At 70.8% G+C, this 14,946-nt stretch carries 13 protein-coding genes; 8 read left to right on the top strand and 5 right to left on the bottom strand.

The window, feature by feature from the left end; all coding sequences use genetic code 11:
* Positions 1-46: 46 nt before the first annotated feature.
* The 5 genes from GGQ83_RS12355 to GGQ83_RS12335 form a co-directional block, all read right to left on the bottom strand.
* Complete coding sequence (locus tag GGQ83_RS12355; RefSeq protein WP_184384444.1) at positions 47-613, bottom strand: hypothetical protein; 567 nt, start codon at positions 611-613, stop codon at positions 47-49.
* Positions 614-669: 56 nt separating this feature from the next.
* On the bottom strand, positions 670-1,032 hold the full coding sequence (locus tag GGQ83_RS12350; protein ID WP_184384442.1) for a hypothetical protein: 363 nt from the start codon (positions 1,030-1,032) through the stop codon (positions 670-672).
* Positions 1,033-1,114: 82 nt separating this feature from the next.
* The gene (locus GGQ83_RS12345; RefSeq protein ID WP_184384440.1) at positions 1,115-2,440 is read right to left on the bottom strand and encodes an HlyD family type I secretion periplasmic adaptor subunit; all 1,326 of its coding nucleotides are present in this window, start codon (positions 2,438-2,440) and stop codon (positions 1,115-1,117) included.
* Between the two features lies 1 nt (position 2,441).
* Positions 2,442-4,175, bottom strand: a complete 1,734-nt coding sequence (locus tag GGQ83_RS12340; RefSeq protein ID WP_242535140.1) for a type I secretion system permease/ATPase — start codon at positions 4,173-4,175, stop codon at positions 2,442-2,444.
* Positions 4,176-4,418: 243 nt separating this feature from the next.
* Positions 4,419-4,817 carry a GtrA family protein gene (locus tag GGQ83_RS12335; RefSeq protein WP_184384436.1) on the bottom strand — a complete coding sequence of 133 codons (399 nt, stop codon included), beginning with the start codon at positions 4,815-4,817 and terminating at the stop codon, positions 4,419-4,421.
* Between the two features lie 77 nt (positions 4,818-4,894).
* Here GGQ83_RS12335 and GGQ83_RS12330 point away from each other — a divergent pair, with 77 nt between their 5' ends.
* The 8 genes from GGQ83_RS12330 to GGQ83_RS12295 all read left to right on the top strand — a co-directional run bounded on the left by GGQ83_RS12330 (position 4,895) and on the right by GGQ83_RS12295 (position 14,691).
* The gene (locus GGQ83_RS12330) at positions 4,895-5,734 is read left to right on the top strand and encodes an NAD(P)-dependent oxidoreductase (RefSeq protein WP_207018200.1); all 840 of its coding nucleotides are present in this window, start codon (positions 4,895-4,897) and stop codon (positions 5,732-5,734) included.
* Entirely contained in the window at positions 5,727-7,241 is a 1,515-nt protein-coding gene (locus GGQ83_RS12325; RefSeq protein WP_184384434.1) for an aldehyde dehydrogenase family protein, read from the top strand. The genes GGQ83_RS12330 and GGQ83_RS12325 overlap by 8 nt, the downstream gene beginning before the upstream one ends.
* A 90-nt stretch (positions 7,242-7,331) precedes the next feature.
* On the top strand, positions 7,332-8,927 hold the full coding sequence (locus GGQ83_RS12320) for an ABC transporter substrate-binding protein (protein ID WP_184384432.1): 1,596 nt from the start codon (positions 7,332-7,334) through the stop codon (positions 8,925-8,927).
* A 137-nt stretch (positions 8,928-9,064) separates the two neighbouring features.
* On the top strand, positions 9,065-10,657 hold the full coding sequence (locus GGQ83_RS12315) for an ABC transporter substrate-binding protein (protein WP_184384430.1): 1,593 nt from the start codon (positions 9,065-9,067) through the stop codon (positions 10,655-10,657).
* 99 nt (positions 10,658-10,756) lie between these two features.
* The gene (locus tag GGQ83_RS12310; protein ID WP_184384428.1) at positions 10,757-11,698 is read left to right on the top strand and encodes an ABC transporter permease; all 942 of its coding nucleotides are present in this window, start codon (positions 10,757-10,759) and stop codon (positions 11,696-11,698) included.
* A gap of 47 nt (positions 11,699-11,745) precedes the next feature.
* Complete coding sequence (locus GGQ83_RS12305; RefSeq protein WP_184384426.1) at positions 11,746-12,645, top strand: ABC transporter permease; 900 nt, start codon at positions 11,746-11,748, stop codon at positions 12,643-12,645.
* A 13-nt stretch (positions 12,646-12,658) separates the two neighbouring features.
* A complete protein-coding gene (locus GGQ83_RS12300; RefSeq protein ID WP_375781528.1) occupies positions 12,659-13,663 on the top strand; it encodes an ABC transporter ATP-binding protein in 1,005 nt (334 codons plus the stop codon).
* Positions 13,660-14,691, top strand: a complete 1,032-nt coding sequence (locus GGQ83_RS12295) for an ABC transporter ATP-binding protein (RefSeq protein WP_184384424.1) — start codon at positions 13,660-13,662, stop codon at positions 14,689-14,691. The genes GGQ83_RS12300 and GGQ83_RS12295 overlap by 4 nt, the downstream gene beginning before the upstream one ends.
* Positions 14,692-14,946: the final 255 nt, after the last annotated feature.

Genomic DNA, 14,946 nt, shown 5'->3' with positions numbered 1-14,946 from the left:
TTGGCGCGGGCGTCGTGTCGCTCGCGCCTGATCCGCGGGCGGCGGCTCAGCCCCGCGGGGCGAAGCCCAGGAAGCCCAGCGAAGGGATGGGCTGGCCGGGATCGGCGCGCAGGGTGGGACCCGGCCGCAGGGCGGGCGTCGGCGCCGCGCGCACCGGGCGGGGCGCGGGCTGCGGACGGGCGCGCGGCGCGGGCGCGGCCTCGCGCGGCGGGCCGGAGGAGGCCATGCCCGCCCCACCCCGCACCGAGAGCAGGTAGAAGGTGACATCCGCCCGCGCGCGGTCCACCGCGGCTTCGACCGGGGTCAGGCCCAGCGCGTTGCGCGCGCGCAGGTCCGCGCCGCGGTTCACCGCGTCGCGCACCGCCGGCAGGTCGCCGCGGGCGATGCCGTCGAACAGCGCGTCATTGGGGTTCATGGCCGAGGGCGGCACCTCGGACGGCGCCACCGCGCCCTGGCGGCCTTGCAGCCCCGGCAGGGCGGGCGGGGCCTCGCGCTGCTGAACGGGCGCGCCGGGCTGGCTGCCGGGAAGCCGCGTCGGCCCCTGGGCCTGGGCCAAGGAGGGCACGGCAAGAAGCAGGGCGGCCAAAGCCACGCGATGCGGAAAACACGTCATGCCCCCTGGATGCCATGGCGGCGCGGCGGAAGAAAGGCCTGTGTTCGGCGCCGGCCTCAGGCGGCCCGCGCGGCGCACTGCAACCGGCGCGCGGCCTCCGTCATGGCCCGGCGCAGGATGTCCCGCTCGGCCTCGTCGGTCACGCTGGTGAAATAAGCCAGCACATCGCTGACCGTGTCCTCGATCTCATGCGCGGCGAGCTTCTGGCGGATACCATCACGCAATTGCAGGTAGAGACGACGGCTTTCCACCTCCTCCCGCTCCGCCTGCGTCATCGTGACCTTGGCGGAAGGGCGAAGCTGAAAGTCATGGCGGGAGACGCTGCCCAGGAGCACCCGCGGCGACCGCTCCGCCCCCGTAGCGGCCTCGACGCGATAAATCGTGACCGCGTCCCGGCGACTGACGAACTGCAGCGGCATGACCTGTCCCCCCAACAGATTTGGCGCCGATGTAACATATTTGCGTCTGAACGCCAGATTGAACGACGAATGAGACCTTGGCTCAGGGTTCGGTGAAGGCGCGGCGCAGGCTCTCGCGCAGGGGCTGGGTCATGTAGCGCCAGAAGCTGCGCGCGCCGGTGATGACATGCGCCTCCACCGGCATGCCGGGCGAGAGGAAGACGCCGGGCATGCGCGCCAGCGCCGCCTCGTCCAGCGCGATGCGGGCGCGGTAGTGGCTCATGCGCGTCTGCGGGTCGGTGGTGACGTCGGCCGCCACGAAGATCACCTCGCCCGAGAGGTAGGGCACCATATTCTGGCGGAAGGCGGGCAGGCGCAGCTGCGCCGGCAACCCCGTCCGCACGGCGTCGATGTCGGTGGGGCTGATGTTCACCTCGGCCACCAGCCGGTCGGCGCTGGGCACGATGTCCAGCAGCGACTCGCCCGGGCGGACCACGCCGCCCAGGGTGAAGACGCGGGAATTCACCACGGTGCCGTCGGCGGGGGCCAGGATGTCCCGGCGCAGCGCCACGTCATCGGCGGCCATTAGCCGTTCCTCGACCTCGGCGAGGCGCGTGGCCACCTCCCGCGCCTCGGCGTTCACCTCCTGGCTGCGCTGGCTCAGCAGGGATTGCGCCTGGCGCTCCGCCTCCTCGATGGTGGCGCGGGCGCGGGCGACCTGGCCCTGCAACTCGTCCATGCTGCCCTCCACCGCCGCGCGGCCGCGCTGCACGGCCAGCAATTCGGGCAGGCGGGAGAGGCCCTGGTTCACCAGGCCCCGGCGCATCGCCTCCTCCTGCACGATCAGGTCGCGCTGCCGTTCGGTGGCACGAAGCTGCCCCTGCGCGGATTCGAGGCTGGCGCGCCCCTGCGCCTCGCGCGTCGCGACGATGGCGAGCTGGCCGTCCAGCGCCGCGCGCCGGGCGGTGAAGAGAGCCACCTGCCCCGCCATGGCCTCGCGCGCGCGGGGGTTGCCCATGTGCTGCAGCGCGGCGGGGAAGGACAGCGCGCCATGGCCCGCGGCCTCGGCCGAGAGCCGCGCCGCATGGGCCAGCAGCGAGGCCTGCTGCGCCCGCAGCGTCTCGCGCGCCGTGCCGGCCTGCACATCGTCCAGCCGCAGCACCACCTGGCCGGCCCGCACGCGGTCGCCGTCGCGGACCAGGATGGCGCGGACGACGCCGCCCTCCAGGTGCTGCACGGTGCGGCGCGTGCCCTCCACGGTGATGACGCCGGATGCCACCGTGGCCTCGGCCAGGGGTGCGAGGGTGGCCCAGGCCATGAAGCCGCCGAAGCAGCCCAGCATGACGAACATGCCGCAGAGGATCACGCCGCGCGTGGGCGGGTGGGGCGCCTCCAACATGGCGGTGGGGCTGGCAGGCTGCATGGACATGTCAGAGCGTCCCGGTCAGGGCGGGCTTGGCGCCCGGGGGTGGCATCTCGGTGGGGCGGGGCGGGGCCATGAGCCGCTTCATCACCTCGGCGCGGGGGCCGTAGAGCTCGGCCGCGCCGTCGCGCAGCACCAGCACCTTGTCGGCCACCTGCACGAGGCCGGGCCGGTGCGAGACCAGGATCAGCGTCGCCCCCGCCTGCTTCGCCCGCGCCAGCGAATGAAGAAGGATGGCCTCGCTCTCGCCATCCAGGTTGGAATTCGGCTCATCCAGCACGATCAGCTTCGGGTTGCCGAAGAGGGCACGCGCGAGGCCGATCATCTGCCGTTGCCCGCCCGAGAGGTGCTGCCCGCCCTCGCCGATCTCGGTGTCGTAGCCGCGGGGCAGGCGCAGGATCATCTCGTGGCAGCCGGCGAGGCGCGCGGCCTCGAAGACCTGTTCGGGCGCGGCCGCGCCCATGCGGGCGATGTTCTGGAACACACTGCCGTCGAAGAGTTCGACGGCCTGGGGCAGGTAGCCCACATGGCGGCCGAAATCCTCGCGCGGCCAGAGGAAGACATCGGCGCCATCCAGCCGTGCCGTGCCGGCATTGGGCGGCAGCGTGCCCATGATGAGGCGGATCAGCGTCGTCTTGCCCGCGGCCGAGGGGCCGATCACGGCCAGCGCCTCGCCTGGCTCCAGTTGCAGGCTGATGCCCTTGATCAGGGGGGCGGCGGTGCCGGGGAAGCCGTAGGTCACGCGCTCTAGCTCCAGGCGGCCCCGGGGCGGGGGCGGGGCGGTGCCGGCGGGCCGTCCGGGCGGCATGCGGAGGAAGGCCTGCAACCGCTGGAAGCTCTGCCGTGCCTGGACGAGCTGCCGCCAGCCGCCGATCACCTGCTCGACCGGGGCCAGCGCGCGGCCCATGACGATGGAGGCCGCGATGGAGGCCCCCGGCGTCACCTGCTGGCGCAGGGTGAGCCAGGCGCCCACCCCCAGCACCGCCAGCTGCACGGCCAGGCGGCAGAACTTGGTGGCGGCCAGGATGACGGCCGCGCGGTCGCCCGCCCGGGTCTGGGCGGGCAGCACCTCGTTGATGCCGGCGCGCCAGCGGGCCAGCACGGCGGGCGCCATGCCCATGCTGTCAATGACTTCGGCGTTGCGCGCCATCGCCTCGGTGCGCGACTGGGTGCGCTGGGCGGCGGTGGCGGCCTCGCGCAGCAGGCGGGAGGTGACGAGTTCGCTCAGCACGGTCAGGCCGAAGAGCAGCAGGGCGCCGGCCAAGGCCACCAGCCCCAGCAGAGGGTGCAGCAGGAAGATGACCGCGAGGTAGACGGGCACCCAGGGCAGGTCATAGAGGGCGAGCGCGCCCCCCGAACCGAGGTAGGAGCGGCAGGCGGCGAGGTCGCGCAGCGCCTCCATCCGGTAGGGCAGGCCGCGCAGCTGGGCTTCCAGGCCGCGATGGAAGGTCTCGGGGGCCGCGCGCATCTCCATCCAGGCCGCCACGCGCTGCATGACCAGGCTGCGGACCCCCTCCAGCAGCGCCAGCACCAGCAGGGCGAAGAGGGCGATGGCGGTGAGGAAGAACAGCGTGTCGCCGCTCCGCGCGGCCAGCACGCGGTCGAACACCATCATCATGTAGAGCGGCACGGTGAGCTGCAGCAGGTTGGCGACGCCCGAGAAGGCGCCCACGCTGGCGAATTGCCAGCGGCTGGCCGCCAGCGCCTCGCCCAAGGGGGTGGTCTCCGTCCTTGCCGCCATCATGTCAGTCCCTGTCCCATTTTGGGACGACGCCCGCAGGAGCGCCGCATCGCCGGGACGACCGCCAATTCTTGGCGCGCCGCCCCGGCCACATGACTGTGCGGGCAGGCGCTTAACGAAACGTGAAGTTGGTTCGGCGGGCTTAGCGCATGCGGCGTTCACATGCGCTCGCGCCGCCTGCTCCAACCTGTGTTGAGGGCGGAATTCAGCGTTTTCGGTGATTCCACCTCAACGCATCCCGCTCTACCGAGCCCGGAACACGACCTGCCGGTTGAGCGCGAAGTTCACGAACATGCCCGCGATGGACCCCGCCGCCACCCCCAGCACCAGGTGCCGCGCGCCCAGTTCGGTCCAGGCGGTGATGGCGGCATAGGTGCCGTAGTTCACCGCGAAACCGACCAGGTTCAGCGCGAGATACAACCCCCATTGCCGCCCGATGCCGCCGCCGCCCTGCCGGTCGCGGAAGGTCCAGGCGCGGTTCAGCGCATAGACGCCGGTGGCGGCGACCACATAGGAGATGACACGCCCCCAATAGGGCCCCGTGCCCAGGGCCACGGCGGCGCTCAGCACCGCGTAGTCCAGCAGGAAGCCCAGCGTCCCCACCACGCCGAAACGGAAGAATTGCAGGAGGATCGGGGGCATCGGCGGCGCTTAGGCGTCCCGGATGGCGCAATTGCGGCGCCCACCTATGCTTTCCCCGCAGCGCAGGAGGGCGATTCGTGATCGGGTTGGTGGGGTTGGGCCGCATGGGCGGCGCGATGCTGGGGCGGCTGCGCGACCAGGGCCAGGATGTGGCGGCTTTCGACCAGGATGCGGGGCTGCGGACGCGCGCGGGTGGAGTGGCGTCCGTGGCCGACTGCGCGGCGCCGGTGGTGATCCTGTCCCTCCCGCATGAGGCGGCGGTGGAGGCCGTCCTGGCCGCGCTGTTGCCGGCCATGCCGAAGGCCGGCGTGGTCGTGGACACCTCCACCATCGCGCCGGGCGCCGCGCGGCGATTCGCGGAACAGACCGCGATGGCGGGCGTGGGCTACCTCGATGCGCCAGTCTCGGGCGGGCCGGCCGGGGCGGCGGCGGGGACGCTGGCCATGATGCTGGGCGGTGCGCCCGAGGCCATCGCGGCCGCGCGGCCGGTGCTGGAACTGGTCGCCACCCGCATCACCCATGTGGGCGGGCCGGGGGCGGGGCAGGTGGCCAAGCTCGCCAACAATTTGCTGGTGGCCACGCATTTGATGGCGGCGGCCGAGGCGCTGCGGATGGCCGATGCGGCCGGCGTGGACCCGGCCGCCCTGCTGCCGGTGCTGAACGCCGCCTCCGGCCGTTCGGCCGCCACCGAGGTGAACTGGCCGCGCTGGATCCTGCCCGGCGGCTTCGACAGCGGCTTCGCGGCGGGGCTGATGCGCAAGGATGTGCGGCTGGCGCTGGAACTGGCCGAGGCCGCGGGCACGCCGCTGCCCGTCTGCGCCGCCGCCGCGAGCCTGTGGGAAGCGAGCCCCGTGCCCGATGCCGAGGAATTCAACCGCGTGCCCGCCGCCCTCTTCCAGGACCGTTCCCATGGCTGACCCCTCCCGCGCCGCCGCCGAGGCCGCCACCCATATCAAGGCCTGGTTCGGCGGCGCCGTGCCGGGGGCCGTGCTGGACGGCACGACCCACCCCGGCGCCGGCGAGGCCCTGCCGCTCACCGACCCCGTGACCGGCAAGCCGCTGTTCTCCTACCCCATCGCCGATGCCGCCCTGGCCGCCGAGGCCGCCGCCGCCGCCGCCCGCGCGGCCCCCGCCTGGGCCGCCCTTCCGGGCGCCGAGCGCGGCCGCCGCCTCTGGGCGCTGGGGGCGGCCATCCGTGCGGAGGCCGAACCTCTCGCCCGCGCCGAATGCGCCAACACCGGCAAGCCCCTGCGCGACGCCCGCGCCGAAATGGCCCGCGTGGCCGAGATGGCCGAATACTTCGCCGGCTGGTGCGACAAGATCGAGGGGCGCGTCGTGGCGGTCCCCTCCGGCCATTTCGTGACGGTGCGGCCGGAGCCCTATGGCGTGATCCTCGCCATCACCCCCTGGAATGCGCCGCTGTTCACCGCGGGCTGGAACGCCTTCCCGGCACTCGCCGCCGGCAATGCGGTGGTGCTGAAGCCCAGCGAGATGACGCCGCTGACCTCGCTGCGGCTCGGGCAACTGGCGCAGGGCCTCGATGTGCCGCTGATGGTGGTGGCGGGCTGGCCGGCGGCGGTGGAGGCGCTGGTGGCGGCCCCCGAGGTGGGCAAGCTCTGCTTCGTGGGCAGCCCGGCCGTGGGGGCACGGATCGCGGCGCTGTGCGCCGCGCGCACCCTGCCGCATGTGCTGGAGCTGGGCGGCAAGAGCGCCAACATCGTCTTCGCCGATTCGGACCTGGACGCGGCGCTGCTGGGCGCGCAGCAGGCCATCTTCGCCGGTGCCGGGCAATCCTGCGTGGCCGGGTCGCGGCTGTTGCTGGAGGCCTCCATCGCCGACGCCTTCCTAGCCCGTCTGCGCGCGGGCATGGCGAAGATCAGGCTGGGCGACCCGCTGGACGAGGCGACCGAGATGGGCCCCGTCGCCCACCCCCGCCAGCACGCCCATGTGCAATCCCTGCTGGACGCCGCCACGGCCGAGGGGGGGCAGGTGCTCACCGCCGCGCCAAATCCCTTGACCTTGAATGAGGGCGCCTGTTTCGTGCCGCCGACCGTGCTGGATGGCCTCCCGCCCCAGGCGCGCGCCGTGCAGGAGGAAATCTTCGGCCCCGTGGTCGCCGTGCAGCGCTTCGCGGATGAGGCGGAGGCCATCACGCTCGCGAACGGCACGCGCTTCGGCCTGGCCGGCGCCGTCTGGACGCGCGATGTCGGCCGCGCGCACCGGGTCGCTGCGGGGCTCCGCGCCGGCACCGTCTGGGTGAACGGCTACCGCACCATCCATGTCAGCGTGCCCTTCGGGGGCTTCGGCGCCTCGGGGCACGGGCGGTCCTCGGGGGCGGAGGTGCTGGCGGAATACACACAGGCCAAGGCCGTCTGGGTGGAAACGCGGCAGGCAGCACCGGCGGGCTTCGGGCACCTGCCCTGATCCGCTGGACAACCGGAGCACGCTCTGGCTTCTATCCGCGCAACGCCAGGGGAGGCGGGTCGGTCGCGTCAACGTGACGGGAGACAACATATGAAACGTCGTGACCTCGTGCTGGGGGGCGGCGCGGCCCTGGTCTCTGCCCCCTTGGCCGCGCCCGCCTTCGCGCAGCCGGCGCAGAACCGCGTGCTGAAATTCGTCCCCCAGGCGAATCTGACCAGCGTGGACCCGGTCTGGACCACGGCCACCGTCACCCGCAACCACGGCTACATGGTCTTTGACTGCCTCTACGGCCTCGACGACCAGTTCCGCCCCTTCCCGCAGATGGCCGAGGGCACGTCCTTCGAAAACGACAACCGCACCGCCACCATCACGCTGCGCCCGGGCCTGTTTTTCCATGATGGCGAGGCGGTGCGCGCGGCGGACGCGGTGGCGAGCCTCAAGCGCTGGATGCGCCGCAGCCCCATCGGCCAGAAGCTGAACGAATACACGGATGAGCTGGTGGCGCTGGATGACCGCCGCCTGCGCTTCCGCCTCAAGCGGCCCTTCCCGCTGCTGCTGAACGCGCTGGGCTCGGTGGCCACCCCCACCCCCTTCATCATGCCCGAGCGCCTGGCCCAGACCGACGCCTTCACCCAGATCCGCGAGACCATCGGCAGCGGCCCCTTCCGCTTCGTGCAGAACGAGTTCAACTCGGGCAGCCTCGCGGTCTATGAGCGCAACCCGCGCTATGTGCCCAACCCCAATGCCGGCCCCGTCTCGCTGACGGCGGGCCCCAAGGAAGTGCATTTCGACCGGGTCGAGTGGCACATCATCACCGACACCTCGACCTCCACCTCCGCGCTGATCCGCGGCGAGATGGACTGGTTCGAGCAGCCCACGCCCGAGAACCAGCTTCTGCTGCGCCGCAACCGCAACGTGGTGGTGGAGATGCTGACGCCCTTCATGTCCGTGGGCATCATGCGGTTCAACCATTTGCATCCGCCCTTCGACAACCCGGCCATCCGCCGCGCCATCCTGCCCGCGGTGCAGCAATCGGACTTCATGATCGCGGCGCAGGGGCCGGAGCCCGAGAACTGGCGCGACGGCGTGGGCTGCTTCACCCCCGGCTCGCCCTTCGCCAATGACGAGGGGCTGGACCCGCTGAAGGGTCCGCGCAGCATCGAGCGCGCCCGCCAGCTCCTGCGCGAGGCCGGCTACAACAACGAGCCCATCCGCATCCTGGGCCCCACCGACATCCTGAACCCCGCGGCCCTCACCCAGGTGGCGGCCGATCTGTTCCGCCGCCTGCAGGTGAACCTCGACGTGGTGCTGACCGACTGGGGCACCGTGGTGCAGCGCCGCGCGAGCCGCGAGCCGCTCGATCGCGGCGGCTGGTCCATCACCTGCACCACCTTCGCGGGCTTCGAGGTGATGGACCCCGTCAGCCACTTCCCCCTGCGCGGCAATGGCAATGGCGCCTGGTTCGGCTGGCCCAATGTGCCGGAGCTGGAGACGCTCCGCGACAGCTGGTTCGACGCGCCCGACGTGCCCGCCCAGCAGGCCATCGCGCGGCGGATGCAGGGCATCGCCATGCAGGAGCTGCCCTTCGTGCCGGTGGGGGCGGTGGCCTCCATCACCGCGCACCGGCGCAACCTGACGGGCCGCGTGCCCGGCTTCGCGCAGTTTTGGGGCATTCGCCGGGCCTGATGCGCCGCTCTGGCACGTTCCGTGCATTCCACCCGAATGCGCGGAGCGATGGGCCCTTCTTTGGTGGCGCTTTGCCCATGTGTGTTGCACGCTTCGCCCAAGCCGGAAGCAACCGGCCTGGAACAGGGAGAGAGTAGATGGATCGCAGGAGTTTTCTTCAGACGGGCGCCGTGGTCGCCGCCAGCGGGGCGCTGGCCGCCCCCGCGCTGAGCCAGGGTGCCGCCGCGCGCACGCTGCGCTTCGTGCCGCAGGCGAACCTGGCCAATTACGACCCGATCTGGGGCACGCAGTTCGTCGTCCGCAACGCCTCGATGCTGGTGTGGGACACGCTGTATGGCATCGACAACACCTTCACCCCTCGCCGCCAGATGGTGGAGAGCGAGGAAGTCAGCAGCGACGGCCTGACCTGGACCTTCCGCCTCCGCTCCGGCCTGCGCTGGCATGATGGCGAGCCGGTGCGCGCGCAGGACTGCGTGGTCAGCCTCGAGCGCTGGATGGTCCGCGACGGCATGGGCCAGATGATCCGCGCCCTGAAGCAGGAGCTGGTCGCGACCGACGACCGCACCTTCCGCCTGCGCCTGTCCGCGCCCTACCCGAAGATGCTGCTGGCGCTGGGCAAGAACAACACGCCCATCGCCTTCATGATGCCCGAGCGCATCGCCCGCACCGACCCCTTCCAGCAGATCACGGAATATGTCGGCTCCGGCCCCATGCGGTTCAACCGCAACGAGTGGGTGCCCGGCGCGCGCGCGACCTGGACGAAGTTCGACCAGTATGTGCCGCGCGACGAGGCGCCCAACTGGCTCTCGGGCGGCAAGCGCATGATGGTGGACCGTGTCGAGTGGATCATCCAGCCCGACCCCGCCACGGCCTCGGCCGCGTTGCAGCAGGGTGAGGTGGATTGGTGGGAAACCCCGCTCAACGACCTGATCCCGGTGCTGCGCCGCAACCGCAACATCCGCATTGATGTCGCGGACCCGCTGGGCAATGTGGGCTGCCTGCGCTTCAACCACCTGCACGCGCCCTTCAATGACCCGCGCGTGCGCCAGGCGGTGGCCTGGGTGGTGAACCAGCCCGACTTCATGGGTGCCGTGGTGGGCGGCGACGCCGCGCTGTGGAAGCAGATGAACGGCTTCTTCACGCCCGAGACGCCCAACTACACCGAGGCCGGCGGCGAAATCCTCTCGCGCCCCCGCAGCGTGGCGGACGCGCGCCGCCTGCTGCAGGAAGGCGGCTACAACGGCCAGCCCGTGACCATGCTGGTGGCGCAGGATATCGCGGCCCTGTCCGCCATGGGCCAGGTGGCCAATGCGGCGCTGCGCTCCATCGGCATGAATGTGGACTTCGTGGCGACCGACTGGGGCACGGTGGGTGCGCGCCGCGCGAGCCGTGAGCCGGTGGCGCGTGGTGGGTGGAACATCTTCTTCACCTGGTTCGCGGGTGCGGACTGCACCAACCCCGCGAGCTACCTCGGCCTGCGCGCCCATGGCGATGGCGCCTGGTTCGGCTGGCCCTCCGACCCCGCGATCGAGGCCGGCCGCGACAAGTGGTTCGCCGCCGCCAACGCCGCCGAGGAAAAGGCCGCCTGCGAGGAAATCAACCGCGCCGCCTGCCAGAGCTTCCCCTTCGTGCCGACGGGCTTCTACCGTGCCTACCAGTCCTGGCGGAGCAATGTCTCCGGCGTCACCGCCGGCCCGCTGCCCTGGTTCTGGGGCGTGTCCAAGTCCTGACCGGCGGTCATTAACCCCTAAGGGTGCCGCCGTCCGATCGTCGAGGCGCCAATCGGCGCCTCGGCGTGAATCGGCCGGCGTCGCCGGAGGCGACCTAGTATGTGGGCCTATATCTTCCGGCGCGTGCTCGCGACCATCCCGGTCATGGCCATCGTCGCGCTGTTCGTGTTTTCGCTGCTGTATCTCGCCCCGGGTGATCCGGCGGCGGTGATCGCGGGCGACCAGGCCTCGCCCGATGATGTGGAGCGCATCCGCGCCTCGCTCGGGCTCGACCGGCCCTACCTGGTGCGCTTCGGCGAGTGGGTGTTCAACATCCTGCGCGGTGACCTCGGCACCTCCATCTTCACCAACCTGCCCGTCAGCCACATGATCATGCAGCGCGTGGAACCCACGCTGTCGCTGATGGTGGTGACGCTGGTGCTCTCGGTCACCATCGCCGTGCCCATGGGCGTGGTGGCCGCCTGGAAGCAGGGCACGCATGCGGACCGCGCCGTGATGGCCTTCGCCGTGCTGGGCTTCTCGGTGCCCGTCTTCGTGGTGGGCTATGTGCTGGCCTATGTGTTCGCGCTGGAACTCGATTGGCTGCCGGTGCAGGGCTACACACCGCTGAGCCAGGGGCTTTGGCCGTGGTTCGAGAATTTGATTCTGCCCTCGATCGCGCTCGGCACCGTCTATATTGCGCTGATCGCGCGCATCACGCGGGCCACCATGCTGGAGGTGCTGAGCCAGGACTACATCCGCACCGCGCGGGCGAAAGGTGTCGGCCAGCGCGCCATCCTGTTCCTGCATGCGCTGAAGAACGCGGCCGTGCCCATCGTCACCGTCATCGGCATCGGCATCGCGCTGCTGATCGGCGGCGCGGTGGTGACCGAGAGCGTCTTCGCCATCCCGGGCCTCGGGCGGCTGACGGTGGATGCCATCCTGCGGCGCGACTACCCGGTGATCCAGGGCGTCGTGCTGCTGTTCAGCTTCGTCTACGTGCTGGTCAACCTCGTGATTGACCTCCTCTACACCCTGTTTGACCCGAGGATCCGGTATTGAGCGCCACCGCACTCCCTCCTGGCTCCCCTGGGGGCCTCCCCCCCGGCGTGAGCATTCCGCCGGGCCTGGCCATCGCCAAGCTCCCGCCCGACATCCTCTCGGACGTGAAGCCGCGCCGCGGCATATGGGGCTTCCTCGGGCGCTACCCGGCCATCGCGATCGGCGGTTCGCTGCTGTTCATCATGGTCTTCGTGGCGGTCTTCGCGCCCTTCCTCTTCACCAAGGACCCGACGGCGCTGGCACCCGCGCTGCGCACGCGCGAGCCCTCGGCCCAGTTCTGGTTCGGCTCGGACATGCTGGGGCGCGATGTCTATTCGCGCGTGCTGTATGGGGCGCGTGTCTCGCTCATCGTGGGCTTCTCGGTCGCCTTCTTCGCCTCGCTGATCGGGCTGATCATCGGCCTGCTCTCGGGGTTCAACCGCATTGCGGACAGCATCATCATGCGCGTGATGGACGGCATGATGAGCATCCCGCCCATCCTGCTCGCCATCGCGCTGATGGCGCTGACGCGGGGCTCGGTGCAGAACGTGATCCTGGCCATCACGGTGGCGGAAATCCCGCGCGTGTCGCGCCTGGTGCGCGGCGTGGTGCTGAGCCTGCGTGAGCAGCCCTATGTGGAGGCGGCGGTCGCCTCGGGCACACGCACCTGGAAGATCATCTTCAAGCACATCCTGCCCAACACGCTGGCGCCACTGACGGTGCAGGCCACCTACATCTGTGCCGCGGCCATGATCACGGAGGCCATCCTCTCCTTCATCGGCGCAGGCACGCCGCCCATCATTCCCTCCTGGGGGAACATCATGGCGGAAGGTCGCGCGCTGTGGCAGGTGAAGCCCTACATCGTCTTCTTCCCGGCGGTGTTCCTCTCCATCACGGTGCTCGCCGTCAACCTGCTCGGCGACGGGCTGCGCGACGCGATCGACCCGCGCCTCGCCAAGAGGATCTGAGCCGATGAGCGAAATGGACAACCGGCCCATGCTGCTGGAGGTGGACAACCTCCAGACGCATTTCCGCACCATGGACGGCGTCAACCGCGCGGTGGATGGCGTCTCCTTCCATGTGCGCTCCGGCGAGACGCTGGCCATCGTGGGCGAGAGCGGCTGCGGCAAATCCGTCACCGCCATGTCCATCCTGCGGCTGATCCCGGAGCCGCCCGGCAAGATCGCGGGCAGCATCAAGTTCCAGGGGAAGGACCTGCTGAAGCTGTCCGACCGCGAGATGCGCGCCATCCGCGGCAACGACATCAGCATGATCTTCCAGGAGCCGATGACCAGCCTCAACCCGGTGCTGACCAATGGCCAGCAGATCGGCGAGACGCTGCGGCTGCACCAGGGCCTCAACGCCCAGCAGGCCGAGGCGCGTGCGGTCGAGATGCTCAAGCTGGTGGGCATCCCCGAGCCCGAGCGGCGCGTGCGCGAATACCCGCACCAGCTCTCGGGCGGCATGCGCCAGCGCGTGATGATCGCGATCGCGCTCGCCTGCAACCCGAAGCTGCTGATCGCGGACGAGCCGACCACGGCACTCGACGTCACCATCCAGGCGCAGATCCTGGACCTGATGAAGGACCTCAAGACCACGGTGGGGGCGGCCATCGTGCTCATCACGCATGACCTCGGCGTGGTGGCCGAGGTGGCCGAGCGGGTGGTGGTCATGTATGCCGGCCGCAAGGTGGAGGAAGCCCGCGTGGGCGACCTCTTCCGCACGCCGCGCCACCCCTACACGCAGGGGCTGCTGGGTTCCGTGCCCAAGCTCGGTTCCTCGCTCACGGGCGAGACCACGCGGCTCGCGGAAATCCCGGGCCTGGTGCCCAGCCTCAAGCAGCGCATCCCGGGCTGCGTGTTTGCCACGCGCTGCCCGAAGGTGACGGAACTCTGCCGGGCGGTGCCGCCCGCGCTCCAGGAAAAGGCGCCGGGCCACATCGCCGCCTGCCATTACGCCGAAGTGGAAGGGGTTGCCGCGGCATGACCAAGCGGATTCTCGAAGTCTCGGACCTCAAGAAGCATTTCCCCATCCGCGGCGGCCTGCTGGGCGGCACGGTGGGGTATGTCTATGCGGTGGACGGTGTCTCCTTCCACATCAACCAGGGCGAGACGCTGTCCCTGGTGGGTGAGAGCGGCTGCGGCAAGTCCACCGTCGGCAAGTCGGTGCTGCGGCTGTTTCCGCTCACCTCCGGCCAGGTGGTGCTGAACGGCAAGCGGATTGACGACATGCCGAGCGGCTCGCTGCGGCCGCTGCGCCGGCAGATCCAGGTGGTGTTCCAGGACCCCTTCTCCTCGCTGAACCCGCGCCTGCGGGTGCGGGAAATCCTGGCCGAGCCCATCCGCAATTTCGGCCTGGCCAACAGTGAGGCCGAAATTGACGAGAAGGTCGGCCAGCTCATGGACAAGGTGCGGCTGCCGCGCGACGCGGTGAACCGCTGGCCGCATGAATTCTCCGGCGGGCAGCGGCAGCGCATCTGCATCGCGCGGGCACTCGCCGCCGAGCCCGACATCATCGTTTGCGACGAGGCGGTGTCCGCCCTCGACGTGTCGGTGAAGGCGCAGATCGTGAACCTGCTGCAGGATCTGCAGGCGGAACTCGGCCTCGCCATGCTGTTCATCAGCCACGACCTCGCCATCGTGGAGCACATGACGCACCGGGTCGCCGTCATGTATCTCGGCCAGATCGTGGAGGTGGCGGACCGCAAGTCGCTCTTCGGCACGCCGCGCCACCCCTACACCGAGGCGCTTCTCTCGGCCGTGCCGGTGCCCGTGCCCGGCGCCCTGCGCGAGCGCATCGTGCTGCAGGGCGACGTGCCGAGCCCCATCAAGCCGCCGCCGGGCTGCCGCTTCCACACGCGCTGCCCCTATGCCTTCGACCGCTGCCGCAAGGAGGTGCCGGCGCTGAAGGATGACGGCACGGGGCACCTGGCCGCCTGCCACCTGCATGACGGCCCGGCGGCGGAAAACCCGCTGCTGAACAAGGCGCCGCCCACGGCCTTCCGGGCGGCGTAGCCCGCGTCTGATCGGCGGAGGCGTCACGCCGCAGCCGTGAATCAGCCGCGTAAGCAAGCGTCTGATCGGCGGAGGCGTCACGCCGCAGCCGTGAATCAGCCGCGCAAGCAAGCGTCTGATCGGCGGAGGCGTCACGCCGCAGCCGTGAATCAGCCGCGCAAGCAAGCGTCTGATCGGCGGAGGCGTCACGCCGCAGCCGTGAATCAGCCGCGCAAGCAAGCGTCTGATCGGCGGAGGCGTCACGCCGCAGCCGTG

The organism is Roseococcus suduntuyensis (assembly GCF_014196305.1).
GTDB classification, from domain to species: Bacteria; Pseudomonadota; Alphaproteobacteria; order Acetobacterales; family Acetobacteraceae; genus Roseococcus; species Roseococcus suduntuyensis.
This window is presented reverse-complemented; position numbering and strand designations above follow the sequence as displayed.

Coding starts and splice junctions, on each gene's coding strand:
- GGQ83_RS12335 (WP_184384436.1), bottom strand. CDS start 4,817: ATGCCCCCGATCCTCCTGCAATTCTTCCGTTTCGGCGTGGTGGGGACG.
- GGQ83_RS12310 (WP_184384428.1), top strand. CDS start 10,757: ATGTGGGCCTATATCTTCCGGCGCGTGCTCGCGACCATCCCGGTCATG.
- GGQ83_RS12355 (WP_184384444.1), bottom strand. CDS start 613: ATGACGTGTTTTCCGCATCGCGTGGCTTTGGCCGCCCTGCTTCTTGCC.
- GGQ83_RS12325 (WP_184384434.1), top strand. CDS start 5,727: ATGGCTGACCCCTCCCGCGCCGCCGCCGAGGCCGCCACCCATATCAAG.
- GGQ83_RS12320 (WP_184384432.1), top strand. CDS start 7,332: ATGAAACGTCGTGACCTCGTGCTGGGGGGCGGCGCGGCCCTGGTCTCT.
- GGQ83_RS12345 (WP_184384440.1), bottom strand. CDS start 2,440: ATGTCCATGCAGCCTGCCAGCCCCACCGCCATGTTGGAGGCGCCCCAC.
- GGQ83_RS12350 (WP_184384442.1), bottom strand. CDS start 1,032: ATGCCGCTGCAGTTCGTCAGTCGCCGGGACGCGGTCACGATTTATCGC.
- GGQ83_RS12295 (WP_184384424.1), top strand. CDS start 13,660: ATGACCAAGCGGATTCTCGAAGTCTCGGACCTCAAGAAGCATTTCCCC.
- GGQ83_RS12340 (WP_242535140.1), bottom strand. CDS start 4,175: ATGGCGGCAAGGACGGAGACCACCCCCTTGGGCGAGGCGCTGGCGGCC.
- GGQ83_RS12315 (WP_184384430.1), top strand. CDS start 9,065: ATGGATCGCAGGAGTTTTCTTCAGACGGGCGCCGTGGTCGCCGCCAGC.
- GGQ83_RS12300 (WP_375781528.1), top strand. CDS start 12,659: ATGGACAACCGGCCCATGCTGCTGGAGGTGGACAACCTCCAGACGCAT.